Source organism: Micromonospora maritima, assembly GCF_902825405.1.
Taxonomy (GTDB): Bacteria; Actinomycetota; Actinomycetes; order Mycobacteriales; family Micromonosporaceae; genus Micromonospora; species Micromonospora maritima.
On record NZ_CADEAU010000025.1, the window covers coordinates 1 to 26,392 of the forward strand.

Annotated in this window: 21 protein-coding genes; 7 read left to right on the forward strand and 14 right to left on the reverse strand. The window is 73.5% G+C overall.

All coding sequences use genetic code 11. The annotated features are described in order from the left end of the window. Together HUW36_RS05200 and HUW36_RS05205 are read left to right on the forward strand one after the other, a co-directional pair. The coding region (locus tag HUW36_RS05200) for an FtsX-like permease family protein (RefSeq protein ID WP_174527067.1) at positions 1-1,379 on the forward strand (1,379 nt) is incomplete at its 5' end. Between the two features lie 50 nt (positions 1,380-1,429). After that, positions 1,430-1,897, forward strand: coding sequence for a nitroreductase family deazaflavin-dependent oxidoreductase (locus HUW36_RS05205; RefSeq protein ID WP_174527068.1), 468 nt, complete (start codon positions 1,430-1,432; stop codon positions 1,895-1,897). Positions 1,898-1,976: 79 nt separating this feature from the next. On the opposite strand, the gene HUW36_RS05210 is transcribed toward HUW36_RS05205, so the two are convergent. Then, positions 1,977-2,246, reverse strand: coding sequence for a type II toxin-antitoxin system prevent-host-death family antitoxin (locus tag HUW36_RS05210; protein WP_174527069.1), 270 nt, complete (start codon positions 2,244-2,246; stop codon positions 1,977-1,979). 64 nt (positions 2,247-2,310) lie between these two features. On the opposite strand from HUW36_RS05210, the gene HUW36_RS05215 reads away from it, so the two are divergent. Beyond that, entirely contained in the window at positions 2,311-3,015 is a 705-nt protein-coding gene (locus HUW36_RS05215; RefSeq protein WP_174527070.1) for a nucleotidyltransferase domain-containing protein, read from the forward strand. A 5-nt stretch (positions 3,016-3,020) separates the two neighbouring features. On the opposite strand, the gene HUW36_RS05220 is transcribed toward HUW36_RS05215, so the two are convergent. Continuing rightward, positions 3,021-3,737, reverse strand: coding sequence for a VIT1/CCC1 transporter family protein (locus tag HUW36_RS05220; RefSeq protein ID WP_174527071.1), 717 nt, complete (start codon positions 3,735-3,737; stop codon positions 3,021-3,023). Next, entirely contained in the window at positions 3,734-4,591 is an 858-nt protein-coding gene (gene map, locus HUW36_RS05225; protein ID WP_174527072.1) for a type I methionyl aminopeptidase, read from the reverse strand. Before map ends, HUW36_RS05220 begins: the two co-directional genes overlap by 4 nt. Positions 4,592-4,685: 94 nt before the next feature. Here map and HUW36_RS05230 point away from each other — a divergent pair, with 94 nt between their 5' ends. Beyond that, positions 4,686-5,000: an STAS domain-containing protein gene (locus HUW36_RS05230; RefSeq protein WP_246247890.1), complete on the forward strand. Its 315-nt coding sequence runs from the start codon at positions 4,686-4,688 to the stop codon at positions 4,998-5,000. A gap of 13 nt (positions 5,001-5,013) precedes the next feature. Here HUW36_RS05230 and HUW36_RS05235 read toward each other — a convergent pair whose 3' ends face one another. After that, positions 5,014-6,258, reverse strand: coding sequence for an FUSC family protein (locus HUW36_RS05235; RefSeq protein ID WP_174527074.1), 1,245 nt, complete (start codon positions 6,256-6,258; stop codon positions 5,014-5,016). A 131-nt stretch (positions 6,259-6,389) separates the two neighbouring features. Here HUW36_RS05235 and HUW36_RS05240 point away from each other — a divergent pair, with 131 nt between their 5' ends. Further along, positions 6,390-8,585, forward strand: coding sequence for a hypothetical protein (locus HUW36_RS05240; RefSeq protein WP_174527075.1), 2,196 nt, complete (start codon positions 6,390-6,392; stop codon positions 8,583-8,585). A gap of 15 nt (positions 8,586-8,600) precedes the next feature. On the opposite strand, the gene HUW36_RS05245 is transcribed toward HUW36_RS05240, so the two are convergent. From HUW36_RS05245 to HUW36_RS05265, 5 genes are all read right to left on the reverse strand, one after another. Next, positions 8,601-12,266: a SpoIIE family protein phosphatase gene (locus HUW36_RS05245; protein ID WP_174527085.1), complete on the reverse strand. Its 3,666-nt coding sequence runs from the start codon at positions 12,264-12,266 to the stop codon at positions 8,601-8,603. Positions 12,267-12,389: 123 nt separating this feature from the next. After that, on the reverse strand, positions 12,390-13,151 hold the full coding sequence (locus HUW36_RS05250; RefSeq protein WP_174527076.1) for a gamma-glutamyl-gamma-aminobutyrate hydrolase family protein: 762 nt from the start codon (positions 13,149-13,151) through the stop codon (positions 12,390-12,392). Next, positions 13,148-13,915, reverse strand: coding sequence for a 3-oxoacyl-ACP reductase (locus HUW36_RS05255; RefSeq protein WP_174527077.1), 768 nt, complete (start codon positions 13,913-13,915; stop codon positions 13,148-13,150). Before HUW36_RS05255 ends, HUW36_RS05250 begins: the two co-directional genes overlap by 4 nt. A gap of 5 nt (positions 13,916-13,920) precedes the next feature. After that, on the reverse strand, positions 13,921-15,276 hold the full coding sequence (locus HUW36_RS05260) for an aldehyde dehydrogenase family protein (RefSeq protein WP_174527078.1): 1,356 nt from the start codon (positions 15,274-15,276) through the stop codon (positions 13,921-13,923). A gap of 158 nt (positions 15,277-15,434) precedes the next feature. Next, positions 15,435-16,799: a glutamine synthetase family protein gene (locus HUW36_RS05265; RefSeq protein WP_281357495.1), complete on the reverse strand. Its 1,365-nt coding sequence runs from the start codon at positions 16,797-16,799 to the stop codon at positions 15,435-15,437. A gap of 88 nt (positions 16,800-16,887) precedes the next feature. Here HUW36_RS05265 and HUW36_RS05270 point away from each other — a divergent pair, with 88 nt between their 5' ends. After that, entirely contained in the window at positions 16,888-18,051 is a 1,164-nt protein-coding gene (locus tag HUW36_RS05270; RefSeq protein ID WP_174527079.1) for a PQQ-dependent sugar dehydrogenase, read from the forward strand. A 48-nt stretch (positions 18,052-18,099) separates the two neighbouring features. On the opposite strand, the gene HUW36_RS05275 is transcribed toward HUW36_RS05270, so the two are convergent. From HUW36_RS05275 to HUW36_RS05295, 5 genes are all read right to left on the reverse strand, one after another. Further along, positions 18,100-19,071, reverse strand: coding sequence for an aldo/keto reductase (locus tag HUW36_RS05275; protein ID WP_174527080.1), 972 nt, complete (start codon positions 19,069-19,071; stop codon positions 18,100-18,102). Between the two features lie 154 nt (positions 19,072-19,225). Then, entirely contained in the window at positions 19,226-20,788 is a 1,563-nt protein-coding gene (locus tag HUW36_RS05280) for an amino acid permease (protein ID WP_174527081.1), read from the reverse strand. Positions 20,789-21,051: 263 nt separating this feature from the next. Then, the gene (locus tag HUW36_RS05285; protein ID WP_174527082.1) at positions 21,052-21,966 is read right to left on the reverse strand and encodes a UbiA family prenyltransferase; all 915 of its coding nucleotides are present in this window, start codon (positions 21,964-21,966) and stop codon (positions 21,052-21,054) included. Positions 21,967-22,047: 81 nt separating this feature from the next. After that, positions 22,048-22,548 carry a DUF456 domain-containing protein gene (locus tag HUW36_RS05290; protein ID WP_174527083.1) on the reverse strand — a complete coding sequence of 167 codons (501 nt, stop codon included), beginning with the start codon at positions 22,546-22,548 and terminating at the stop codon, positions 22,048-22,050. Between the two features lie 91 nt (positions 22,549-22,639). Beyond that, positions 22,640-25,165, reverse strand: a complete 2,526-nt coding sequence (locus HUW36_RS05295) for an EAL domain-containing protein (RefSeq protein ID WP_343044295.1) — start codon at positions 25,163-25,165, stop codon at positions 22,640-22,642. A 524-nt stretch (positions 25,166-25,689) separates the two neighbouring features. On the opposite strand from HUW36_RS05295, the gene HUW36_RS05305 reads away from it, so the two are divergent. Then, entirely contained in the window at positions 25,690-26,322 is a 633-nt protein-coding gene (locus tag HUW36_RS05305; protein ID WP_174527084.1) for an RNA polymerase sigma factor, read from the forward strand. Positions 26,323-26,392: the final 70 nt, after the last annotated feature.

A 26,392-nucleotide genomic window follows, 5' to 3' on the forward strand; every position in this document is an offset into this window, starting at 1 on the left:
ACGCCGCCTCCCGGACCTCGCCCACCGGCGTGCTGGCCGGCGTGGCCCTCGGCGAGCTGGGGCTGGTCTTCTGCACGCCCATGCTGGTGGGGTTGCTCGCCCGGGCCGGGCGGTTGTTGCCGCTGACCCCCCGGCTCGCGCTGCGCGACGCCAGCCGCAACCGGTCGTCGGCCGCGCCGGCCATCTCGGCGGTGATGGCGGCGGTCGCCGGCAGCGTGGCGCTCGGCGTCTACCTGGCCAGCGACGACGCCCGCAGCCAGGCGCTCTGGCAGCCCGGCCTGCCACCGGGGAACATGGTCCTCATTCCCACCGGCGGGCCGGTGACCGGCGCGCTGCCGGGGGCCGACGTGGTCGCCGAGCGGGTACGGGCGGTGCTGCCGGACGCCACCGTCACCGCGGTGGCCGACGCGGTGTGCGCCCGCCGCACCGGCCCGGACGACTACTGCATGGTCGCGGCGGTGCGCCCGCCGGCGGAGCGTTGCCCGTACGGGCCGTACCAGGAGGGTCCCGGCTCGACCCGGCACGACCCCCGCTGCGCCCAGCCGTTCCGCGAACCGGACGACGTCTCGCTGCCCACACTCGTCGACGACGGTGGCGCGCTGGCCGCGCTCACCGACGCCCCGGCCGACGAACTGGCGGCCGCGCGCCGCGCCCTGGCCGCCGGCGGGGTGGTGGTCACCGATCCCCGGCACCTGGTGGACGGGCAGGTGCGACTGGAGGTCGCCCACAGCCCGGACGGCCGCACCACGGTCCGGCACCTGCCCGGGTACGTCCTGCGCGGCGGCCTTCCGGTCGACCGGCTGGTGCTCTCCCCCGCCGCCGCGGCCACGCTCGACCTGACCGCCGAGCCGATGGGCTACCTGGTGGACACCGCCGAGGCACCCACCGCGCGGCAGCGCGAGCGGCTGACCGAGGACCTGTCCGACGTCCTGGAGCTGTCCGCCCAGATGGCGACCGCGCAACCGCCGTCGAACCAGCGACCGCTGCTGCTCCTGCTGGCCGCCGCGTCCGGGGTGATCACGCTCGGCGCCGCCGCGGTCGCCACCGGCCTGGCCGCCGCCGAGGGCCGCCGGGACCTGTCCACGCTCGCCGCGGTCGGCGCCGATCCCCGGGTACGCCGGGTGCTGTCGCTCTGGCAGGCCGGGGTGATCGCCGGCCTCGGCTCGGCGCTGGGCATCCTCGCCGGGCTCGGCTCGGCCGCCGTCATCCTGGCCGCGCTCAACCAGCGTTACGCGCAGTCCTGGCCGGTGCAGCCGCCGTACCCGCTGACCGTGCCCGGCCAGACCATGACGGTGCTGGTGGTGGTGCCGCTGATGGCGATGCTCGGCGCGGCGCTGCTCACCCGCTCCCGCCTGCCTGTGGAACGTCGCCTCGACTGACCGGGTCCGCAGGGGGTGACGGGGCGCGGCGGGGGCGGCAGACTGGACGGGTGACCGCTCTGGGATCCCTCACCCGCCGCCTCGGTCACCAGCAGTGGTTCGCCACCACCATGCGTCTGCTCGTCCCCGCCGACCGGCTCGTCGGCCGGCTGACGAAGGGTCGCGTGGTCGCCTTCGGGCTGGTGCCCACACTGGTGCTCACGTCCACCGGCCGCCGCTCCGGCAAGCCGCGCAGCAATCCCCTGGTCTACGTCCCCGACGGCGACGCCTACGTGGTGATCGGCTCGAACTGGGGGCAACGCCACCAGCCGTCCTGGACGTTCAACCTGGCGGCCGAGCCGGCGGCCGAGGTCGACGTCAAGGGGCGCCGGATCCCGGTCCGCGCCGAACAGGTCAGCGGCGAGGAGCGGGAACGGCTGTTCCGGCGGCTGGTCGAGGAGTGGCCGGCCTACCGGACGTACGTCGAGCGGGCGGGTGGCCGCGAGATCAAGGTCTTCCGCCTGGTCCCGACCACCTGAACCGGATGGTCGCGCTTACGCAGGAGTTTCGCGGCGGCGCGGCCGACGCGGACCGTGTAGGCCGCGGATTCCGACGTGCTCACAGGCCCAGTTCTTCGCGCAGCTCGGCGAGCGAGATCGGGACTTCACCAGCCTCGATGCGGGCCAGGGCATCCCTGGCCGCCGCGACGTCCGCTGCATCCTCGGCGCGTTCGATCGCTTCCGCCAGGTCGGCCGGGACAATGGCAGCCAGCCGTTGTCCACGGCGAGTCACATAGGTGATCCGACCTGCGTAGTGAGCGCGCGAGACAACGTCCGCGAGACTGTCGCGGGCATCGGAGATCGGCAGCTCTGCGGCGGGTTCACTCATGCCGCACGTGTACAACCCGTACGACTCGTACAGTGCGCATCAGGTACGTGGAGGAAGGTGGACGGTGACCGCCGAACGGAGTCCGGACGACCCGCGGTGGCGGGTGGCCGAGCGGGTCGGGGACGCCGTCCTGCGCCGCTTCCCGGCCGACGTGCTCGCGGTCGCGGTGCACGGCCCGCTGGCGCACGGCGGCGGGGACAGCGAGGTGGGGCTGCTGGTCGCCACCTACCGGCCGGGCGCCGGGCCGAGACCGTCCACCCGTCGCGTCGACAAGGTGCTTGTCGAGCTGACCGTGGCCGGTGCGGACGACTACCTGCGGCGGGCGACGACGATCACGCCGGGCTGGCCGCTGGCCGCCGACCGCTACGTCACCACCCGCGCCCTGCACGATCCGACCGGCTGGCTGCCGAAGCTGCGCGACGAACACCTGGCCCGGCTGGCCCGGGCACGCCCGGCCGAGTTCACCACCGCCGCGCGGCAGGCCTGGTACCGGGGCAGCGCCGCGCACGCCCGCGCGCTGCGGCTGGCCGAGTGGTACGAGACCGACCAGGCGCTGCTCATGCTCGGTGAGGCCCGACTGGCCGCGGCGACCGTGCAGGGGCTGTTCAGCCGCACGTACTTCCGCGACCCGGGGGACGCGGTGCGGCGGACCGGACTGGCCGGGGCGGACATGACCGAGGTGGGCGCGGCACTGACCCGGCAGGCCGACGAGCTGGCCGCCCGGGGCCGGCCGGTCGACGGCACCGTCGACGACCTGCTGGACGGCTGAGGCCGTCAGCCGATGCCGCCACCGACCCCGATCAGCGCGCCGATCAGGTAGGTCGCGCCGGCCGCCGCCGCGCCCAGCAGCAGCTGCCGCAGGCCGCTGCTCCACCACGCGCGGTAGGTGAACCGGGCCACGATCGCCCCGGCGAGGAAGAGCCCCACGCCGCCGACCGCGAGCGCCAGCCACAGGCTGGTGAAGCCGAGCAGGTACGGCAGCAGCGGCACCAGGGCGCCGATCGAGAAGCAGACGAACGACGAGATCGCCGCCGCCCACGGGCTGGGCTGGTCGTCGGGGTCGACGCCCAGCTCCTCCCGGACGTGGACGCGCAGCGCCTCCTCCGGGTTGGCGCGTACCGCCTCGGCGACCTGGGTGGCCAGGTCGCGGGGCAGCCCGCGGGCCACCCACGCGTCGGCCAGCTCGCGGGCCTCCGCCTCCGGGTGCCGCTCCAGCTCCCGCCGCTCCTTGGCGACCTCGGCGGCCACCTGCTCGTTGGCCGACCGGACGCTCGTGTACTCGCCCAGGCCCATCGAGATGGCGCCGGCCACCAGGCCGGCCGTGCCGGTGAGCACGACGCTGCGCGGCGACACCCCGCCGCCGCCGACGCCGGCGATCAACGCGATGTTGGTGACCAGGCCGTCCATGGCGCCGAAGACCGCCGGCCGCAGCCAGCCGCCGGACACGTCCGCGTGGTGCGCCTCGCGCAGCGCCGCCGGGGTGTCGGTCACGGCAGGGTCAGGATCTCGTAGCCGTCGTCGGTCACGACGATGGTGTGCTCGAACTGCGCCGTCCACTTCCGGTCCTTGGTGACCACCGTCCAGCCGTCGTCCCACATGTCGTACTGGTAGGTGCCGAGGGTGATCATCGGCTCGATGGTGAAGGTCATCCCGGGCTCCATCAGGTCGGTGGGGCGCGGGCTGTCGTAGTGCGGCACGTAGAGGCCGCTGTGGAAGGCCTCGCCGATGCCGTGGCCGGTGAAGTCCCGCACCACGCCGTAGCCGAAGCGCTTGGCGTAGGACTCGATCACCCGGCCGACGACGTTGATCTGCCGGCCCGGCGCGACCGCCTTGATGCCGCGCATCATCGCCGTGTGGGTCCGCTCGACCAGCAGGCGGGCCTCCTCGCTCACCTCCCCGACGCAGAAGGTCGCGTCGGTGTCGCCGTGCACCCCGTTCAGGTACGCGGTGACGTCGACGTTGACGATGTCGCCGTCCTGGAGCACCGTCGAGTCGGGGATGCCGTGGCAGATCACCTCGTTGACGCTGGTGCAGCAGGACTTGGGGAAGCCCTTGTAGCCCAGCGTCGACGGATAGGCGCCGTGGTCGCAGAGGAATTCGTGCACCACCTGGTCGATCTCGTCGGTGGTCACCCCCGGCTTGCAGTGCTCGCCCGCGAGCTGGGTGGCCCGGGCCGCGAGCCGACCGGCCACCCGCATCTTCTCGATGGTCTCCGGCGTCTGCACGTGGGAGCCGCGCCACTCCTGCGGGCGCTTCTTCCCCACGTACTCGGGGCGCGGGATGTGGGCGGGGACCGCTCGCCACGGGGAGAGCGTGCCGGGGGTCAGCGGCGCACGGACGGTCATGTCCTCAGACTATCGCCGGCACCCCGGTGACCCCCGCCACGGCCCCGCCCACCAGGTTGTTGCCGTGCCGCAAACGCTGTGCCATTGTTGCTGCGTGGATCAAGGGGGTGCACCGCCCGTCTTCACCGTGACGGCGGAGGGCGAGGGCGACCACCTCCGTGTCCTGGTGACGGGTGAGGTCGACATGGCGACCGCCGACACCATGTTCCAGACCGCGCTCCGCGAGCCCGCCACGCGGCTCACGCTCGACCTGCGGGCGGTCACCTTCTTCGACTCGGCGGCCATCCACGCGGTGGTGCGGCTGTCCCAGCGCCTTCCGGGCGCGCTCACCGTGCTGCCGTCCCGGCAGGTCCGCCGCGTGCTGGAGATCTCCGGCCTGGGCGAGCAGGACTGGCTGGCCGACACCTGAGCCGGCTGCCGGTTCAGGGCAGCTCCTCCCCACCGTGCGCCACCGGGCCGGTCGGCCCGGCCGACGGGCGATCCGGTGCCGGCTTCCGTTCGCCGGGGTCGGTGGTGGCATCGGGGGCGAGGTCGCGCCGCAGCGCTTCGGCGTCCTGCTTGCTCACGCCACTCGCGCGGATCGTGTTCACGGCGATGATGCTGACGTCGTTCGCCAGGTTGACGCCCCCGATCCGCAGCCCGCTGGTGAGCGCGTCCTGCGCCTGACGGATGGCGTTCAACGCGGCACGTTGCGACCGGGACGGCCGGTCGGCCGACGGCGACCACTCCACGCCGACGTGCCGGACGGATTCGGCGAGGCTGTCGACGGCGGCCGCGAGCGAGGACGGGACCGGCTCGTCGTTGCGGAGCGCACTCTCCAGGTTGAGCGCGAGGTCACGACTCTGCAGCAGGGAGCGCATCATCAGTCCGGCGCCGTGTCGCCAGCCCTCCAGCGAGTTGTGGTTGTGCCACCGCAGCGGCGAGATGCGGACGACCTCGACGGCCGCCGAGAGCGCCGTGTCCAGGTCCGAGGTGTCGACGCCGCGCAGCGTGTCGAGGGCTCGCTTGGCCAGCTCGGCATCCCGGTTCCGGGCGGCCTCGGCCACTCGGTCGAGTTCGGTGGCGATGCGGTCGAGCAACGGTCGACCGGCGCGCCTGATCCGGTGGATCGGGTGCAGGGGAAGCACCACCAGTGCGACCAGGATGCCCACCACGCCGCCGACGAGACCGTCGACGAAGCGCGGAAGCGCGAGGTCCGTGCTGGCCGGGGAGAGCACGGCGATCACCATGGCGCTGCCGCCCACCTGGGTCACGAACGAACCCTCGCCACTCAGCAGCACGGCGAACAGGATCGACACGGCCACGATGAGACCGATCTGCACGTGCCCCTGCCCGACCCAGGAGACCAGCAGATCACCAAGCGTGATGCCGACCGCCACGCCCGCGACGAGGAACAGGGTCCGGCGGAAACGCTGGCCCACCGAACTGGCGATGGTGCCGACCGCCACGGCGGGCGCGAACAGGGGCTGAGGATTGTCGAGCACGTCGTTGGCGATCCACCACGCGCCGGCCGCGGCCACGCCCGACTGGACCGCCACGAGCAGGCTCAGCCGCAGCCGTACCAGTCGGTCGCGGGCCGTCGCGGAGCCGGTACGCCGCACCGCCCTCCACGCCGCGCCGACCGGGTCGCGGGTCGAGCGCGGGCCCGCCGGCTCCCCTCCTCTCACCCCGACCACGCTACGGCTTCCGCCGCCTCGGCCCGGTGGGAAAGCGAGGCTGGACGGCAGGGGATCACCCGGGCATGTCCCGGCGGTGAAGGGGTAGGCACCCCCGTCCTCGACGCGGAAGCGGTGGCCGGGTGGGCGTGATCGAGTTGCGGGTGCACGGCGTGGGTGGTCACAGCTCCGACCGGATCCTGGGCGAACGTCCCGCGCATCTCGTCGCCGGTGACGTGGAAGCGGGCTTCTACCGCCCTGGGGCCGGCCCGGAGGACCAGCAGCCGGCCGGGGAGGTGCGCCTGGAGGCCTACCGGTGGAACGGTCTGACCGGTGGAACGGCGGGGCGGACGTTCTCCCTGGTGCTGCTGCTGCCGTTCATGCTCGGCAACATCGCGCTGTGGGCTCTGCCGTTGACCGGTCGGGCGGGAGCGCCGGCCCGGTCGGTCGTCCGGCTCCTGTCCGTCTCGCTGACCATGATGTACGTGCTGGCGGTCGTCGGCGTCGCACTCGACCTCGTCGCCTGGCAGTGCCTGAGCTATCCGCGCTGCTACGAGGACCGCCGCTTCATCTCCTGGCTGGCCGGGCTGCCCGCCGGCTGGGAACTCGCCATCCTCGCCCTGTTTCCGCTGGCCGCGATCACCGCGTTGTGGCGTCTGGGCAGCCGGACCTGGCAGCTACCCGAGACCCGGGCACCCGACGGCGGGGACACCGAGATCGAGGGTCTGGACGAACCCGCCTTCTGGGACAACCGCAGCCTCGTCCGGCACCTCCGGGCCGTTCATCTGGCGGCGGCCCTGGGGACTCTCGACGCGGCCGTCCTCAGCGCGCTCGTGCCGCACGACCGACGGCTCACCGGCTACCTCCTGTTCGCCGCCGTGCTGCTCGTCACCGCCGCCGCGTTGATCATCTGCTGCCTGCCGGGAATCGAGCGTCGCACCAGCACGCCCCGCGCCGCCGCCGCGGCCCGGGCGCTGGCGCGCACCTCGGGCGTCCTGACCGTGGCCGTCCTCGCCTACTCACTCGTGCCGCGTGACTCCTGGACCGCCGCGGACAACCTGCCCGGCTACGACGTGCTCGTCGCTACCGTCTACGTGAGCCAGATGGTGCTGCTGACCGCACTGGCCGCGCTGGTCGTCGCGGCCCGACGGCACCACGTCACCAGTTCCGCGGTACTGCGCGGGCTCGCGGCGCCGGTGCTCATCCTCGTCGCGATCGGGTTCGCCGTGTCCTACTCCTCCGGCCTGGTCTATCTCTCCGCCGACTACCTCGACCGCGGATCGAGCCCCACTCCGGCGCGCCCCACTCCACCCGGGGCGCCGCCGCTCACCCCACCGGTGGCCTTCCGCTGGGCGGCGCTGGGGTTCTTCCTGGCGGTGGTCCTCGCGGCCGTCGTCGTCCTGACCCGCAGACTCTGGCGACGGTCGGCGCGCCGGGCCGCCGCCATGCGGACCCTGCGAGCCGAGTACGCCGAACTGGACCACGTACCTGCCGCGCGGGTGGCTGCCGCGCGCGACGCGATCGTCTCGGCACAGTTGGCCGACAAGCTCGGGCCGCTGGCGCCGGCTGCGTACGCCACGCTCGCGACGATCGCGCTCGGCGCGGCCGGGTCGGCGATCCTGCACGACGGGCCCGGCGACCTGGCCCGCGTCCTCGGCGGCGAGCCACTGGCCCGTCCCGTCGTCTTCGTCACCGACCTCGGCGCCTACCTGATCGGTACCTTCGCCGTCCTGCTGGGCGTCTTCGGCCTGTTCGCCTACCGGTCGAGAGGCATCCGTCTGATCGGCATCCTGTGGGAGCTGGCGACCTTCTGGCCGCGGGGCGCCCATCCGCTCGCCGCGCCCTGCTACTCCGAACGGGCGGTGCCCGACCTGACCCGCCGGGTCCGCCACCTGATCGCCTCCGGGGACACCGTCGTTCTCGCCGGGCAGAGTCACGGCAGCGTGCTCGCGGCCGTGACCGCCCTACAGCTCCCCCCGGCCACGCGCTCCCGGCTCGCGCTGCTCACCTTCGCGTCCCCGCTGCAGCGGCTCTACGCGCGCGTGTTCCCCGCCTACATCAACGACGTGCTGCTGCGGCGGATCGGCAGTGACCTCGACTGGCGCTGGACCAACCTGTGGCGCCGCACCGACCCGGTCGGCGGGCCGGTCTTCCTCCCGGACCGCGGAGCGTCGGACGACCCCGCCGCCGGAGTCGATCGACTGGTACGCGACCCGGCGGCGCTGACCGTCGCGCCCGGCAACACCGTGCCCCCACCGATCGAACGCCACCTGTTCCGGTTCGACGACACGTACCGCGCGGCCGTGCGGGATCTCGCCGCCCGCCTGCCGCGGAGGTGACGGGGTGGCCGCCGCTCAGTCCGTCCCGCTCAGTCGGCGGCGCAGCGTCAGCTCGGTGCCGTCCTCGGTGCGGGTCACGCTCATCTCCCCGAGCGCCTGGATCAGCGCCAGCCCGCGCCCGCGGAAGCTCGACCCGCTGGACTCCCGCCACCGCCCGCTGTCCCGGATCGTGGCCGTGACCGTGCGGTCCGCGATGGTGACCTCGACCCCGATCGTCGGATCGGCCGGGTCGACCGGGTGCTCGATCGCGTTCGCCGCGGCCTCGGAGATCGCCACGGTGAGGTCGAACAGGTCCGTCTCACCGACCTGGTGCGCGACGAGGAAGTCCTCCAGCCGCTTGCGCAGCACGCTGAGCCGGGTCGGATCCGCGGGCAACCGCAGCGCGAAACGGTTCAGCTCGGCCGCCTCCAGCGCCAGCACCGCCACGTCGTCGTGCCGGTCGCGCCCGGCGACCCGCTCCACGACGGCGTCGACCAGGTCGGCCACGTGCTCGCCGCGCACGGTCGCGTCGAGTCGCAACTGGCCGAGCCCGGCGTCGATGCCGGCCGTCCGGTCCTCGATCAGGCCGTCGGTGTAGAGCAGCAGCCGGCCGCCAGGGGCGAGTTCGCCCGTGGCGGTCCGGTAGACGGTGCCCGGGATCGCCCCGACCGGCGGTCCGAGGGCCCGATCGTGCAGGAACACCACGTCGTCTCCTCGGATCAGCAGGGGCGAGGGGTGACCCGCGCTGGCATACCGGAGCCGGCCGTCGCGCGGGGAGAAGCTGAGACAGACCACTGTCGCGAAGGAGCCGCTGCCTGTGGAGTGGACCAGCCGGTTGAGCCGGGTCAGCGCCTCCCCCGGGTCGTACCCCTCCAGGACGTACGCCCGCAGCGCGTTGCGCAGCTGGCCCATCGCGGCGGCGGCCCGCACACCCTTGCCGACCACGTCGCCGATGACCAGCACCATCTCGTCGTCGGGCGTGCCCATCACGTCGTACCAGTCGCCGCCGACCTCGACGTCGGCGCTGCCGGGCAGGTAACGGCTGGCGACCACCGCGCCCGGCAGCTGCGGGAGCGTACGCGGCAGCAGGCTGTGCTGGAGCGTGGTGGCGATCCGGTGCTCGGCCTCGTAGAGCTGGGCGTTCTCCAGCCGTACGCCGACCAGCCGGGCCAGCTCGGTCAGCGCCGCCTGTTCGGTGCCGCCGCCCTCGCGCCGCCACACCCGCAGCTCACCGAGCTGCTCGCCGGTGGTGCCGGTGAGCGGCAGCACCACGGACGGCTCGGCCGGCAGCTCCTCACCCGCGTCCTCCTCGTGGCGGGCGCCGGTGGCGGTGACCAGCACCCGGCCCGCCTCGGCCAGGGTGAGCGCGTGCCGGGCGGCCACCCGCACCACCTCGGCGGTGGACCGGGCGGTGTTGATCGCCACCGCCGCGTCGGCGAGCGCCCGCAACCGGCGGATGATCTGCCCGCGGAGCTGCCCCAGCTCGACGTTGGCCCGGACCCGGGCCACCAGCTCCTGGCTGGAGAAGGGCTTGGTGAGGTAGTCGTCCGCACCGACCGAGAGGCCGGCGACCTCCTCGGCGGCGCCGGCCCGCGCGGAGAGCAGCACGATCGGCACGTGCCGGGTGACCGGATTGGCGCGCAGCGCGGTGACCAGCCCGAAGCCGTCCAGCCGGGGCATCATCACGTCGGTGAGCACCAGGTCGAACGGGGTGTCGACGGCCAGCCGAAGCGCCTCCACTCCGTCCGGCACGGCCACCACCTCGTACGCCGGGGAGAGCAGCCGGCCGACGTGCTCGCGCAGGTCGGGGTTGTCGTCGGCGACCAGGATCCGGCCGGCCCCGCCCGGCCTCCCCGACGGTTCGGGCAGCCCGGCCGGCCGGGCCACCTCGTCGGTCCAGAACGCGGTCTCGGCGACGTAGAGCCGGGCCTGCTCCGGCTCGGACAAGGGCACCGGGGAGAGCACGGACACCCGGTCGGCCGGCAGGTGCGCGTAGCCGAACGGCAGGGTCACCCTGAAGGTCGTGCCCCGGTCGACGACGCTGGTCGCGGTGACCGTGCCGCCGTGCATCTCGACCAGCTCGCGGACCAGGGCGAGCCCGATGCCGGTGCCCTCGTGGGTGCGCGAGCGGGCACCGGCCACCCGGTGGAACCGCTCGAAGACCTGCGGCAGTTCCTCCGGCGCGATGCCGACGCCGGTGTCGGTGACCTCCAGCACGGCGACACCGTCGCCGGAGTGGACCCGGACCCGGATCTCGCCGTCGAAGGTGAACTTGACCGCGTTGGAGAGCAGGTTGAGGACGATCTTCTCCCACATGTCCCGGTCCACGTAGACCGGCGCGGGCAGCGGCGGGCAGTCGACCACCAGGCGCAGCCCGGCCCGCTCGGTGGCCGAGCGGAACGTGCTGGCCAGCCGGGACGTGTAGTCGGACAGGTCGGTGGGTTGGTAGCGGGCGGCCAGCCGGCCGGACTCCAGCCGGGAGAAGTCGAGCACGGTGTTGACCAGCTTGAGCAGGCGCAGCCCGTTGCGGTGCATCATGGTCAGGCGATCGGTGTAGCGGTCGGGCAGCTCCCGGTCGGCGAGCATGTCCTCCAGCGGGCCGAGGACCAGGGTCAGCGGGGTCCGGAACTCGTGGCTCACGTTGGCGAAGAAGTTGGTCTTGGCGCGGTCGAGCGCGGCCAGCTCGGCGGCGCGGGCGCGCTCCTGCTCGTACGCCCGCTGCTTGCCGACCGCCCGGCTGACCTGGGCGGCGACCAGGTCGACGAAGTCGCGGTAGTCGTCGGTGAACGGCAGCCGGCGGGACACCCCGAGCAGCAGCACCCCGGCCGGCTCGTTGGTGGCGGTCAGCGGCAGCAGCAACGCCTGGTCGGCGGCGTCGGCCGGCACGGCGCCGGGCAGGTCGGCGGTGGCGATCCAGCGCGGCGCGGTCAGCTCCTCGCCGGCGGGCAGTCCCGGCGGCGGGCCGGCGACCGTGGCCGGGTCCGTGCCGGTGCAGCCGGCGAGCACGCCGGTACCGTCGGGGTCGGTGAGCCAGAGCGCGCTGAACGGCACGTCGGCCCGGTGGGCGTCGAGCACCCGGGCGACGGCCCGGCCCAGTTCGAGCGTGCTCGGCACGTCGCCCAGCTCGTTGCCCAGCTCGGCCAGGGCCCGCAGCCGGCGCTCGCCGAGCACCCGGCCGGTGGTCTCGTTGACGAAGCAGAAGATCCCCTCGACGGTGCCGTCGGCGTCCCGGATCGGGTCGTACGAGACGTCGAAGTAGACGTCCTCGAGAAAGCCGTGCCGGTCGATCACGAAGGGATGGTTCTCGCCCCGGTAGGGCACGCCGGTGCCGCGCACGCCGTCCAGCAGCGGTCCGAGCACGTCCCACGTCTCGGCCCAGTGCAGCCGGGCGGACTGCCCGATCACCGCCGGGTGCTTGTCGCCGATGGTGGGCCGGTAGGCGTCGTTGTAGAAGGCCAGGTGGTCCGCGCCCCAGAAGACCACCATCTGGGCGCGCGACGCCAGCATGGTGCTCACCGCGTGGCAGAGCGCGGCCGGCCAACGGTCCGGGGTGCCGAGCGGGGTGGTGGCCCAGTCGAAGCCGCGCAGCCGCTCGCCCATCTCGCCGCCGGCGGCGAACGCCGCGCTCAGCAACGGTGGGAATGACGCGCCGGCCGCCGGGGACGATCGACCGACGTCCCCGCCCCCCTGGGCCGAGCCCATGCAGCCTCCCGCTCCGGCCATGTCCACGACGGTCGGCGTGGTTACGCCGACCGTCCCCGCCTACTACCCCGGCGGAGGAGCAACGTAACGCACCGGCACCGGTGGACGCTGCTTACCTCCGCCTCATCCTGACGTAACCGGCGGGCGGGGGCGAGTCGGGCGGGGCCGCGGGTCGGTCGGCTGTGATCTGCGCGACACCGCCGCCCGCACCAGCGCGGTGACCGGCCGCGGGTCGGCCTCGTTCTCCGGATGCCACTGCACGCCGAGCACGAAGCGCCGCGCCGGGTCCTCCACCGCCTCCACCACCCCGTCGTCGGCCCAGCCGGTGACCGCCAGGCCGCCGGGGTCGGCCACCGCCTGGTGGTGGTACGAGTTGACCCGGTCCACCCCGGCCATCACCGTCGCGGCCCGGCTGCCCGGGGCGAAGCGCACCGGATGCGACCCGTACACCCCGGGGGCCGGCCGGTGCCCGTCGTGCCCGACCACGTCCGGCAGGTGCTGGTGCAGGCTGCCGCCGTACGCCACGGCCAGCAACTGCATCCCCCGGCACACGCCCAGCACGGGCAGGTCGGCCGCGAGCGCCGCGGTCAGCAGCGCCACCTCGCCGGCGTCACGCTCCGGCCGGCTCTCGGTGCGCGGGTCGGGCGGCTGCCCGTACCGCTCCGGGCCGACGTCCGCGCCGCCGGCCAGCAGCAGGCCGTCCAGCAGCCCGAGCACGTCGGCGTCGGCGTCGTCCGGGGGCAGCACCACGGCCCGGCCGCCCGCCGCGGTGACCGCCCGCACGTACGCGTGCGGCACCAGCGTCGCCGGCACGTCCCGCCACACCGCCCAGCCGGCCGGCTCGACGTACGCGGTGACGCCGATGACCGGCCGTCGGCTCCTCATAATGGAGTCACGTAGGCGCCGGTGATGCCGCCGTCGACCACGAACTGCGCGGCGGTCATGAACGAGGCGTCGTCGCTGGCCAGGAACGCCACCGCGGCGGCGATCTCGGTCGGGTCCCCGAACCGGCCCATCGGCACGTGCACCAGACGCCGGGCGGCCCGCTCCGGGTCCTTGGCGAACAGGTCCAGCAGCAGCGGCGTGGCCACCGGGCCGGGGCAGAGCGCGTTGACCCGGATGCCCTCGCGGGCGAACTGCACGCCCAACTCCCGGGTCATCGCCAGCACCCCGCCCTTGCTCGCCGTGTACGCGATCTGCGAGGTGGCCGCGCCCATCAGCGCCACGAACGAGGCGGTGTTGATGATCGAGCCCTTGCCCTGCCGGCGCATGTGCGGGATGACGTACTTGCAGCACAGGTAGACGCTCGTGGTGTTGACCCGCAGCACCCGCTCCCAGGCGTCCATCCCGGTCTCCAGGATGGAGTCGTCGTCGGGCGGCGAGATGCCGGCGTTGTTGAACGCGACGTCCACCCGGCCGTGCCGCTCGACCACGCCGTCGAACAGGTCGCGGACGGCCGTCTCGTCGGCCACGTCGGCGGCGACGAACTCGCCGTCCACCTCCTGCGCCGCCCGGGTGCCGGCGTCGACGTCGACGTCCACGCAGACCACCCGGGCGCCCTCGGCGGCGAAGCGTCGTACGGTGGCCAGCCCGATGCCGCTGCCGGCGCCGGTCACCACTGCCACCCGGTCGGAAAGCCGTCCCTGCACGGTGATCACTCCTCGGTGCCGATGAACACGTTCTTGACGTCGGTGAAGGCGTGCAGCGCGTCCGGGCCCAGCTCACGGCCGAGGCCGGAGCGCTTCATCCCGCCGAACGGGGTCCAGTAACGCACCGAGGAGTGCGAGTTGACGCTGAGGTTGCCCGACTCCACCGCCCGGGCCACCCGGACGGCCCGGCCCACGTCCCGGGTCCAGATCGAGCCGGAGAGGCCGTACTCGGTGTCGTTGGCGAGCCGGATCGCGTCCGCCTCGTCGTCGAACGGGAGCACCGACACGACCGGACCGAAGATCTCGTCCCGCCAGTGCCGGTCCGTCGGGGAGCCGGCGAGCAGCACCGTCGGGGCGTACCAGAAGCCGGGGCCGTCGGGGCGGGAGCCGGTGAAGGCGACGTCCGCGCCGTCGACGTACCCGGCGACCCGGTCCCGGTGCGCGGCGGAGATCAGCGGGCCCATCTCGGCGGTCTCCCGGGCCGGGTCCTCCACCCGGAACGCCCGCACGGCGGGTTCGAGCAGTTCCAGGAAGCGGTCGTACACCCGGCGTTGGACCAGGATCCGGGAGCGGGCGCAGCAGTCCTGGCCGGCGTTGTCGAAGACCGCCGACGGCGCGGTGGCCGCCGCCTTCTCCAGATCCGCGTCGGCGAAGACGATGTTCGCCGACTTGCCGCCCAGCTCCAGCGTCACCCGCTTCACCTGGGCCGCGCAGCCGGCCATGATCCGGGTGCCCACCTCGGTCGAGCCGGTGAAGCAGACCTTGCGGACCGCCGGGTGGGTGACGAACCGCTCGCCGACCACGCTGCCCTGCCCGGGCAGCACGGTGAACACGCCCTCGGGCAGGCCGGCGTCGCGGGCCAGCTCGGCCAGGCGCAGCGCGGTCAGCGGGGTCAGCTCGGCCGGCTTGAGCACCACCGTGTTGCCGGCGGCGAGCGCCGGGGCGAAGCCCCAGCCGGCGATCGGCATCGGGAAGTTCCACGGCACGATCACCCCGACCACGCCCAGCGGCTCGTGGAACGTGACGTCCAGCCCGCCGGGCACCGGGATCTGGTGCCCGGTCAGCCGCTCCGGCGCGCCCGCGTAGTAGTCGAGCACGTCCCGGACGTTGCCCGCCTCCCAGCGCGCGTTGCCGATGGTGTGCCCGGCGTTGCGCACCTCCAGGAGCGCCAGCTCCTCAAGGTGCGCGTCCACCTGGGCCGCGAACCGCCGCAGCAGCCGCCCCCGGTCCCCCGGCGCCACGTGACGCCACGTCCCGAACGCGACAGCCGCCCGCGCCACCGCCGCGTCCACGTCCGCCACGGAGCTGGCCGCGACATCCCCGATCCCCACGCCGTCGACCGGCGACACCACCTCAGTCACGCCCGCACCCCCCACCCCTCCCCCTGCCCTCTCCCGTCCCCACCGTCCCCGTCCCCGTTCCTGCCGCCGATCGTGCACTTGCCGCCCCGACGAAGGCCACATCTGCCGCGATTCGCGGGCCGCAAGTGCACGATCGCGGGGGAGGTCAGGGGGGTGGGTCAGAGGCGTTCGAAGCCACGCCGCAGCTCCCAGTCCGTGACCGCGGCGTCGAAGGCGGTCAGCTCGACCTTCGCCTGGTTGGCGTAGTGGGCGGTCACCTCGTCGCCGAACGCCGCCCGGGCCACCTCCGAGCGCTGCCACAGGTCGAGCGCGTCACGCAGCGTGCCGGGGACCCGCTCGGCCTCCGGGTCGTCGTACGCGTTGCCGGTGCACTCGTCCGCCAGCTCCAGCTCGTTCTCGATGCCGTGCACCGCGCCGGCCACCAGCGCGGCGATCGCCAGGTAAGGATTGACGTCCGCCCCCGGCACCCGGTTCTCCACCCGCATCCCCTGCCCGTGCCCGACCAGCCGCAGCGCGCAGGTGCGGTTGTCGGTGCCCCAGCGCAACGCGGTGGGCGCGAACGAGCCGGGCTGGTAGCGCTTGTAGGAGTTGATGTTCGGCGCGAACAACAGGCTGAACTCGCGCATGGTGGCGAGCAGCCCGGCCAGCACCCGCTGCCCGGTCACGCTGAGGTGCGCCGGCCCGTCGCCCAGCATCGCCGACGAGCCGGCGGCATCACGCAGCGAGAAGTGGATGTGACAGGAGTTGCCCTCGCGCTCGTTCGGCTTGGCCATGAACGTGATCGCCATGCCCTCCTGGGCGGCGATCTCCTTGGCGCCGTTCTTGTAGATGACGTGGTGGTCGGCGCAGCGCACCGCCTCGTCGTAGCGGAAGGCGATCTCGTGCTGGCCGAGGTTGCACTCGCCCTTGGCGCTCTCCGGGGTGAGCCCGGCGGCGGCCATCTCGGTGCGGATGCGGCGCAGCAGCGGCTCCACCCGGGCGGTGCCGAGCAGGGAGTAGTCCACGTTGTACTGGTTGGCCGGGGTCAGGTCACGGTAGCCGCGCGACCACGCCTGCTCGTACGAGTCGCGGTAGAGCACGAACTCCAGCTCGGTGCCGGCGTACGCGGTCAGCCCGTGCGCGGCCAGCCGGTCGAGCTGGCGGCGCAGGATCTGCCGGGGCGAGGCGACGACCGGGCCGGAGCCGTCCAGCCACTCCAGGTCGGCCAGCAGCAGCGCGGAGCCGGGCTGCCAGGGCATCCGGCGCAGCGTGTCCAGGTCGGGGCGCATGGCGAAGTCGCCGTAGCCGCGTTCCCAGCTCGACATCGCGTAGCCGTCGACGGTGTTCATGTCCACGTCCACGGCGAGCAGGTAGTTGCACCCCTCGCTGCCGTTGGTGACCACCTGGTCGAGGAAGTAGGGCGCGTGGAACCGCTTGCCCTGCAGGCGGCCCTGCATGTCGGTGAGGGCGAGCACCACCGTGTCGATCTCACCCTCGGTGACGGCGACCCGCAACTGTTCCAGCGAGAGCGGCGTTCTCTTCATCAGGGGGCCTCCATCACCAAGGTCTACTGGCAAACCGGATCACCGTCAATGCCCCGACGAGGTCGGGGGCGAAACGCCAGGAGTGCACATGCGTCGTCGGATCGTCGCGGCCGTCGCCGCCGTCCTCGTGATCGCACTGGGCGCCACCGACGCGCGCGCCGACCGGCGGCCCGCCGCCGCGCCCGAACGCCCGACCACCGCCGTCGACCGGCGGCCGGTCCCGCTCGACCTGCGCGGCGTCGGACTGCGGGCCGTCCGGTCCGGACCCGACCTGACCCGCCCGCAGGTGGTCGCCACCGGGCTGGAGGTGCCGTGGGGGCTGGACTTCCTGCCCGACGGCAGCGCGCTGGTGGCGCAGCGGAACCAGGGCACGATCGTGCGGATCCGTCCCGGCCGCCCGGCCCGGCAGGTCGCCCGGATCCCGGACGTGGTGGCCGGCGGCGAGGCGGGCCTGCTCGGGCTCGCGGTCTCCCCCACGTACCGCCGGGACCGCTGGGTCTACGCCTGCTACACCACCGCCACGGACATCCGGATCGTCCGGTTCCGGCTCCGGTCGGACCAGGCCCCGCAGGTGCTGGTCAGCGGCATCGCCCGGGCCACGTTCCACGACGGCGGGCGGATCGGGTTCGGCCCCGACGGCATGCTCTACGCCGGCGTCGGGGACGCCGGGGTGGCCGCCCGCGCCCAGGACCTGACCAGCCGCAACGGCAAGATCCTGCGGATCCGCCCGGACGGCCGGGTGCCGGCGGACAACCCGTTCCCCGGCTCGCCGGTCTACAGCTACGGCCACCGCAACGTGCAGGGACTCGCCTGGGACCGGGGCGGCCGGCTGTTCGCCACCGAGTTCGGGCAGAGCACCTGGGACGAGGTGAACCGGATCGTGCCGGGCGGCAACTACGGTTGGCCGGTGGTCGAGGGCGTCGCCGGCGACCCCCGGTTCCGCGACCCGGTCGTCGTCTGGTCGCCCGCCCAGGCGTCGCCGTCCGGGGCCGCGTTCACCCGGGGCACGCTCTACGTCGCCGCGCTGCGCGGGACGCGGCTCTGGGCGATCCCGGTCGACACCGCCGGCAACGTCGGCGTACCGGTGGCGGAACTGGTCGGGACGTACGGTCGCCTGCGTACCGTGGCGGTCGCCCCGGACGGCGCGCTCTGGGTGACCACCAGCAACCGCGAGCCGCGCGGCGTCCCCCCGGCGGCCGACGACGACCGCGTCCTCCGCTTCCCGCCCACCCACCGCCAGCCCTCGGCCTGAGACCCCTGGGGTACGCGGACAGCCCGTCGGTCGCCGGTGGCGCCCAGGTCAGTAGCGGGTGCCGGCGGGTGCCGGCAGAGCGTCGAGTTCCGCCAGGTCGGTGTCGGTGAGCCGGAGCCGGGCGGCGGCGGCGTTCTCGTCGAGCCGGGTGCGGCGACGGGTGCCGGGGATCGGCACGACGTGGTCGCCCTGGGCCAGGGTCCAGGCGAGGGCCACCTGTCCGGCGGTGGCGTGGTGCCGGGCGGCGATGGCTTCGACCCGGTCGACGAGGGCGAGGTTGGCGGCGCGGTTGTCCTGGTGGAAACGGGGCAGGCGGCCGCGGAAGTCGTCGGCGGCGAAGACGGTGTCCCGGTACCGGCCGGTGAGGAATCCGCGGCCGAGCGGGGAGAACGGCACGAACGCGGCACCGTGGCGGACGCACCAGTCGAGGCTGGTGGTGAGGTGGTCGCGGGTCCACAGGGACAGTTCCGACTGGACGGCGCTGATCGGGTGTACGGCGTGGGCGCGGTCGAGCTGGTCGACGGTGAACTCGGAGACCCCGAGGGCACGGGCCTTGCCGGCGGCGACCATCTCGGCCATGGCGCCGATGCTGTCCTCGACGGGGACGTTCGGGTCGGGCCGGTGCAGGTAGTACAGGTCGACGTGGTCGACTCCGAGCCGGCGCAGGGACGCGTCGATGGCCTGCCGCAGGTGTTCGGGCCGGCCGTCCTGCACGATGGGGAAGTTGTCCCCGTCGGTGTCGGTGACGACGTTGCCGCCCTTGGTGGCGAGGACGACCTCGTCGCGCCGGCCGGCGACGGCCCTGCCGACGACCTCCTCGTTGGTGAAGGGGCCGTACATGTCGGCGGTGTCCAGGAAGGTGACCCCGAGGTCGAGAGCGTGGTTGATGACCTGGTCCGGGTCCTCCGCCCCGGGGTCGTCACCGTAGGCCCAGGTCATACCCATGCAGCCGAGTCCGACGGCGCCGACGGTGGGCCCGTCGGTCCAGAGCTGCCGGGTGGGAATGGTGTCGGTGGTCATCCGTCTCTCCTCACGTTCGAGCCCCGGTCGGTGCGGGCCGCCTCCGGCTCCGGTCGTCGAACCCGACGTTACGAGTTCGAGCGCACTCGAAGGCAACCTGTCGGCCCGGCGGTCCGTCCACCGACCGCCGCCGCACGACCCGCGCGCGACGGGGTCAGGCCGGCGGGGTGGGAGCCTGCTCCTCGACCGTACGACGGGGGCCGGTGAACCACTTGCGGGCCGAGGCGTACCACCAGATCGCCACGCCGAGCAGCACACCACCGATCGCCAGCGGGGCGTAGTTCACCGCCGTCCAACTGAACTCGGGATCGCCCGGCACGCCGGCCGGCACGATCGGCAGGACGAAGTAGACCGAGATGATCGCGATCTCCACCACCGCGATCCAGCCGAGCAGCCGGTAGCGCCGGCCGAGCGTCCACGGCCCCGGCACGAACCGGTCTCCCATCCGCAACCGCAGGAAGATCGGGATGATGAAGGACAGGTAGAGCCCGATCACCGCCACCGACACCACCGCGTAGAAGGCGACCGGGATGCCGCCGCGCTGGTAGAGCGCGGGCAGCGTGAGCACCAGCCCGGCCAGCGTGGCGCCGATGATGGCGTTCACCGGCGTGCCGTTGCGGTTCACCTTCGACCACAGCCGCCAGCCCGGCACCGCCCGGTCCCGGCTGAACGCGTACGCCATCCGCGACATCGAGGTCACGCAGCTCATCCCGCAGAAGAACTGCCCGATGGTGGAGATGATGATGACGGCCTTGAAGAAGAACGGCGTCAGCGCGGTCTCGAAGATCGCCCCGGAGAAGCCGCCCGCTTCGTTGATCGCGTCCACGTCGGTGGCCGCGAACAGGAACGCCAGCAGCAGGATCCACCCGCCGACCGCCGAATAGAAGATCGACCGCCAGAGCCCCTGCGCGGCCGCCTTGGACGCGCCACGCGTCTCCTCCGAGACATGGGCGCAGGCGTCGAATCCGGTGATCGTGTACTGCGTCAGCAGGAAGCCCAGCGGCAGGATGTAGAACCAGAACGCCAGCCCGCCGGTGTCCCCGTCGCCGAAGCCGGAGTTGTTGAACCGCTCGGTGAAGACGAACTGGAAGCTCTGGTGGTCGTCCGGGACCAGGACCAGGATCAGCACCACCGCGGCCGCGCCGGCCACGTGCCACCAGACCGAGACGTTCTGGAGTACGTCGATGACGCGGTGCCCGTAGATGTTGATCAGCCCGTGCAGGGCGAGGATCACCACGAACAGCCCGAACGTCTGCTGCCCGGTGCCGGCCCAGCCGTCGAAGAGCGCCGACAGCGTCAGGTTGAGGAAGGTGGCGCAGCCGTAGTCGACCGAGGCGGTCACCGCGACCAGCCCGATCAGGTTGAGCCAGCCGGTGAACCAGCCGTGCACCGGCCGGCCCATGGTCGCCGCCCACCAGTAGATCCCGCCCGCCGTCGGGTACGCCGAGACCAGCTCGGCCAGGCAGAACCCGATGATCAGGATGAACAGCGAGATCAGCGGCCAGCCCCAGGAGATCGCGACCGGGCCGCCGTTGTTCCACGCCTGGCCGAACGTGGTGAAGCAGCCGGCCAGGATCGAGATGATGGAGAACGAGATGGCGAAGTTGGAGAAGCCGCTCCACTTGCGGCGCAACTCCTGTTTGTAGCCGAGTTCGGCGAGTCGTCGGGCGTCGTCGTCCATCGGCTGCTCGGCGGTCGGCGCGGGTGTCGTGGCCACTGCACACCTCCTCGAGGCGAAGTCCCCGTACGAGTGCTCGCAGTCTGCTCCCGCCGATCAAGGTGGTCAATACGCGTCCCGGGTAATTGCGTTGTCCCGAGTTCCCGCCCGGGGCATGCTTGAAGCCGTGACCAGGCCCGACCCGACGGGCCAGCGCCGGGCGCTCGGCAACGCCCGGTCCGCGGCGGCGCGCGGCGTCCACCTCTCTCTCACTGATGTACGGCGATCCGCCGTACCCCCGGACGCCCCGCGCCGCCGCACCCTCACCCCCGGCCGGCCGCGACCCAGGCGGTCAGGAAATCCGCGGCCGGCACCCCGAAGAGCAGACAGACCCCGGCCAGCCGGGCGATGGTGGGCCGCCGGACGGCGACGGCGTAGCCGGCGACCAGCACCGGCGCCCACAGGTCCTGCAGGAGCCACGATTCCCGCCGGACCAGCAGGTCGAGGTGGCAGACCGCGAGCCACACCACGGTCGCCGCCGACCAGAGCACCAGGCCGGCCCGCCGGCACGCCCGCGTACCCCAGCGCACCGCCGCCGTGACGTCCCCGGCGACGCGGTCCGCGGCGACGTCCAGCACGGTCGTCGGCAGGTAGAGCGCGGCCACCAGGAACAGGCCGAGCAGCACCACGCCGACCGGGTAACCGGTGACGGGCCGGTGCAGGGACCAGCCGGCCAGTGGCGCGAGGACCCCCACGGCGAGGGCGTTGGCGGCGACGTCCAGGCCCGGCCGGGTCTTCAGCCGCACCGGTGGTGCGCTGTAGAGCCAGCCGAGCAGCAGCACGACGGCCGTGCCGAGGGCGAACACCGGCCCGATCGCGGTGCCGGCGAGCACCAGGGCGGCGACCGTGGCCCACCGTTGCCAGCGCGTCAGGTCGGTCCCGGTGAGCACGCCGGTGACCAGCGGCGCGGTGGCCTTGCGCGGGTTCCGCCGGTCGCTGGGCAGGTCGTGCCGGTCGTTGCCGGCGAGTACGGCGGTCCACAGCAGCGGGCCGAGCACGACAAGCGCGGCGAGCGATCTCGGCAGCGTCGCGGCCGGGGGCAGCCAGCGGTGGGTGGCGAGCACCGAGCCGGCGTAGGCGGCGGCCCAGCCGAGCGGCCAGAACCACGGACGGGACAGGAGCAGCAGCGCCCGGGCCCGAGCCGTTCGCGCGTCGGCGGCGGGGCGGAGGAGGACCATGCCACCGACGCTAGGAATCCGCCGGGCCGGCGACCTCCCGCCGGCGAGCCAGGACGCTCCCCCGCGACGGGGAACCGCGGGTCAGGCGAACAGCAGCCCGGCCACCCAGAGTGCGGCGATCACCAGACCGGCGGAGAACTCGACGAGCATGGACAACCCGGCCGCCTTGAGCGCCTGCACCGTCGCCGGCCAGGCCAGCTGGTTGCTGCCCAGCCGCAGCCGCTCCGCGCCCCAGACGCCGCCGACGAAGCCGATCGGCAGGCCGACCACCGGGATCACGAAGAACCCGACCAGGCCGAGCAGCCCGCCGGCCAGCAGCGACGACGTGGGTACGCCGGTGCGCTTGAGGTTCCGCCCCGGCCAGAGGTACTTGACCACGGTGCCGCCGGCGGCGACCACGGTGGCGGCGGCGAGCACCGCCCAGCGGCCCGGGCCGGCGTCGGCGAACAACGCCCAGACCAGCACGCCACCCCAGCACAGCGGAAGCGCCGGCAGCCCCGGCACCACCACGCCGGCCAGGCCGGCCAGGATCGCCAACGCGGCGACCACCGACACCACGGCCTGCGAATCGCTCAGACTCACGAGTTTCTCTTTCTGCTCTGCGGGTGCGGCGCAACCGAGGTGTTAAGCGGGGGCCCCTCCTCTACCGGAGGCGTTAACAAGGGGCCCTTCCTTACCCCTCAAGGCGGGCGCGGATGCCGTCGGCGGGCATGGGAGCCCCGAACAGCCGGCCCTGCCCGGTGTCGCACCGCAGCGCCCGCAGCCGTTCGGCCTGCACCTCGGTCTCCACCGCCTCGGCGGTCACCGACAGCTCCAGCGCGTGCGCCAACCGGACCAGCGCGTCGACGATCCGCTCGTCCCGGTGGTCGGCGACCGCGTCCGCGCCGTCGCCCCGGATCCCCTCGACGAACGGGCCGGCCAGCTTCACGCAGTGGATCGGCAGCCGGCGCAGGTACGCCAGATTCGAGTAGCCGGTGCCGAAGTCGTCGATGGCCAGCCGCAGTCCCAGGTCGGCGAGCTGGTGCAGGGCGCGCAGCGGCTCACCCGCGCTGCCCATCACCGCGCTCTCGGTCAGCTCCAGCTGGAGCAGCGCGGCGGGCAGCCCGGTGTGCTGCAAGGCCTCGGCCACGGTCTCCACGATCGCCGGGTCGTCGGCCTGCCGGGCAGCCAGGTTGACGCTGACCACGGGCGTGGTCGACGGGAACGACCGCCGCCAGCCCTCGGCGTCCCGGCACGCCTGGCGCAGCACCCAGGCGCCGAGGCGGACGATCAGACCGGTCTCCTCGGCCAGGCCGATGAACCGGTCCGGCCCGAGCAGCCCCAACTCCGGGTGCTGCCAGCGGACCAGCGCCTCGACCGCCACCATCGTGCCGTCCAGCAGGGACACGATCGGCTGGTAGTGCAGGACGAACTCGCCCCGGTCCAGCGCGGCGGGCAGGTTCGACGCCAGCGAGGAGCGGGCGATGTCGGCGGCGCTGCGCTCCGGGTCGTACACCGCCCACCGGCCCCGCCCCTCGGCCTTGGCCCAGTAGAGCGTGGTGTCGGCGGCCTTCATCAGCTCCGCCACGCTGGTCTCCGCGGCCGGGCACTCCACGATGCCGATGCTGGCCGAGACGGCGAGCTGCTGGTCGTCCACGTGCACCGGGGCGGAGACCGCGGCCAGGGCCAGCTCGGCCACCTCCACCGCGTCGTCGATCCCGCCGTCGGAGTCGACCAGGATGACGAACTCGTCCCCGCCCATCCGGGCCACCAGGTGCCCCCGGCCGGCCACGCAGTCGCTCAGCCGGCGGGCGATCACCTTGAGCAGCCGGTCGCCCAGGTCGTGCCCGAGGCTGTCGTTGACCGCCTTGAAGCCGTCCAGGTCGATGAAGCAGAGCCCGACGCGCTGCTCCGGCCCGGCCGCGTCGAAGACGTCGCCGAGCGTCTCGAAGAACAGCGTCCGGTTGGGCAGCCCGGTCAGCGGGTCGTGCAGCGCCTGGAAGCGCAGCCGCTGCTGAAGCTCGTACCGCTCGGTGATGTCCTCGATCATGGCGACGGTGAAGCGCGGCCGGCCGTCGTCGTAGCGGATGAGCGAGACGGCCAGGTCGGTCCAGACCACGCTGCCGTCCTTGCGGTAGTAGCGCTTCTCCACCCGGGCGCTGTCCCGCTTGCCCTCGATCAGCTCCTGGTAGACCTCCCACATGCCGGCCGCGTCGTCGGCGTGGAACAACCCGGCCACGTTCATCAGCCGCAGCTCGCCGACGGTGTAGCCGAGCATGTCCGCGAACGACTGGTTGACCTCGATGATCTGCCCGTCGACGCCGGCGATGCCGATGCCGATGGCCGCGCCGGTGAAGACCGCCCGGAAGCGGGCCTCGCTGTCGCGCAGCGCCTGCTCGACGGTGTCCCGGGCCTGCCAGGCGGAGCGGGCGATGCGCTCCTGCTGGCTGAACACCCGGTCGCGCAGCGCCCGGGCGACCAGCTCGCGTACCGGCGCGGGGATCTCCTCCGGCAGCTCCGGCGGCTCGTCGTCGAGGTGCCGTACCGCGACCTGGAGCGGGTTGTCGCCGGTGAAGGGCGGGCTGCCGGTGAGGCAGCAGTAGGCGACCGCGCCGAGCGCGTACACGTCGGTGGCGCCGGAGACCGGGCGGCCGGCGGCCTGCTCGGGTGCCATGTAGAGGGCGGTGCCGGGAACCGCGTTCGTGCTGGTGATGCTGGTGACGTTCGTCGACCGGGCCACGCCGAAGTCGACCAGGACGACGGTGCCGTCCTCCTGCACCAGCAGGTTGCTCGGCTTGACGTCGCGGTGGACGATGCCGCGGCCGTGGGCGCCGTGCAGCGCCTGGGCCACCTGGGCCACGATCGACATGGTCTCGGCGACCTCGAGCTGCCCGGCAGCCTCGATCCGCCGGGACAGCGGCTCACCGGCGACGAACTCCATCACCAGGTAGTCGGCCCGGCTGCCGTCGGGCAGCTCGTCCTCGCCGCAGTCGAAGACCTGGACCACGCCGGGGTGGCGCAGCGACGCCATGATCCGCGCCTCGGAGCGGAACCGGGCGATGAAGTCGGGGTCGGAGACCAGCGCCGGCAGCAGCACCTTCACCGCGACCGGACGGCCGAGGACCAGGTCGGTGGCACGCCAGACGTCGCCCATGCCGCCGGTGGCGACACGGTCTTCCAGGCGGTACCGACCGCTGAGTACGACGTCGGAGGTGAGCATTCCCATACCGTACCCACCGCGGTCCCGGAGTATTTCCCGCGATCTCTCCCGTCGGGACCGGCGAGCGGTTCCGACCCGGTCATCCGTTCGGCCGAGGGCGGTTTCGTCCGTCGGCGCACGGTGACCGGCCGGGTACGATCGGCCAGAAAGTGTCCGGACGGTGGCGGATGTCCGTCTCGACCGGACCGTCTCTGCCCGGTTCGTCCGCATCGGCAGCGATCCGCTGGTGGCCTTCGTTACACCGACACGCCGATACGCTCGGTAGACATTTCTCTCTGTTTTCCAGGACCTTCGTGGCTTGCCGGTCGCCTCGGTCGCCTCCTAGCGTTGGCCCGGCTCCCGGCCGCCCCACGACGTCGGTACGGTATGTCCGCCGACGGCCGCGCTGTGCGGCAGTGTCCATGCGCACCGGTGGCGAGCCGGTGCCGATCAGCTCAGCGGGGGGCCGGGGTGCGAATGGCGCAGTGGTCTCCCGCGCGGGCGGACGCCCGGCCGGTGACACCCGTCCGGCTGGGGCGGCGCCCGTGACCGCGGACCTCAACGAGGCGGTCGCCGCCGCGCGGGCGGGCGACGAGGAGGCCTTCCGCCACCTCTACCGCAGTCTCCAGCCGGCCCTGCTGCGCTACCTGACCGCGCTGGTCGGCGCCGACGCCGAGGACGTGGCGTCGGAGACCTGGCTGCAGATCTCGCGTGACCTGCCGTCGTTCACCGGCGGCGAGTTCCGGGCCTGGGCGGTGACCATCTCGCGCAACCGGGCCATGGACCACCTGCGCCGGCAGCGGCGGCGCCCGGCGGTGCCGGTGCCCGTGCAGGCCCTCACCGATCTGGCCTCGGACGCCGACACCGCCGACCGGGCGGGAGAGGCCATCGGCACCGAGAGCGCGCTGGCGCTGATCCGCACGTTGCCGCCGGCAGAGGCGGAGGCGGTGATGCTGCGGGCCGTCATCGGCCTCGACGCGGAGACCGCCGGGCGGGTGCTGGGCCGGCGCGCCGGCGCCGTGCGTACCGCCGCCCACCGTGGGTTGCGTCGCCTGGCCGCGATGCTGGAGCGCTCGCCGGAGGGCATCCCGACAGGTGTCCAGGAGACGCCCGCGCCCCGCCCCCGCACCGACCGCCGCGCGCCGCACGCGCCCGAGGCCGAGCCGGCGGAGGGCTGACGTGAGGAGAGACGGCATGCATCCGCGCCGGCCCGACGACCGGGCGGAATCCGAGCGCCTTCTCGACGCC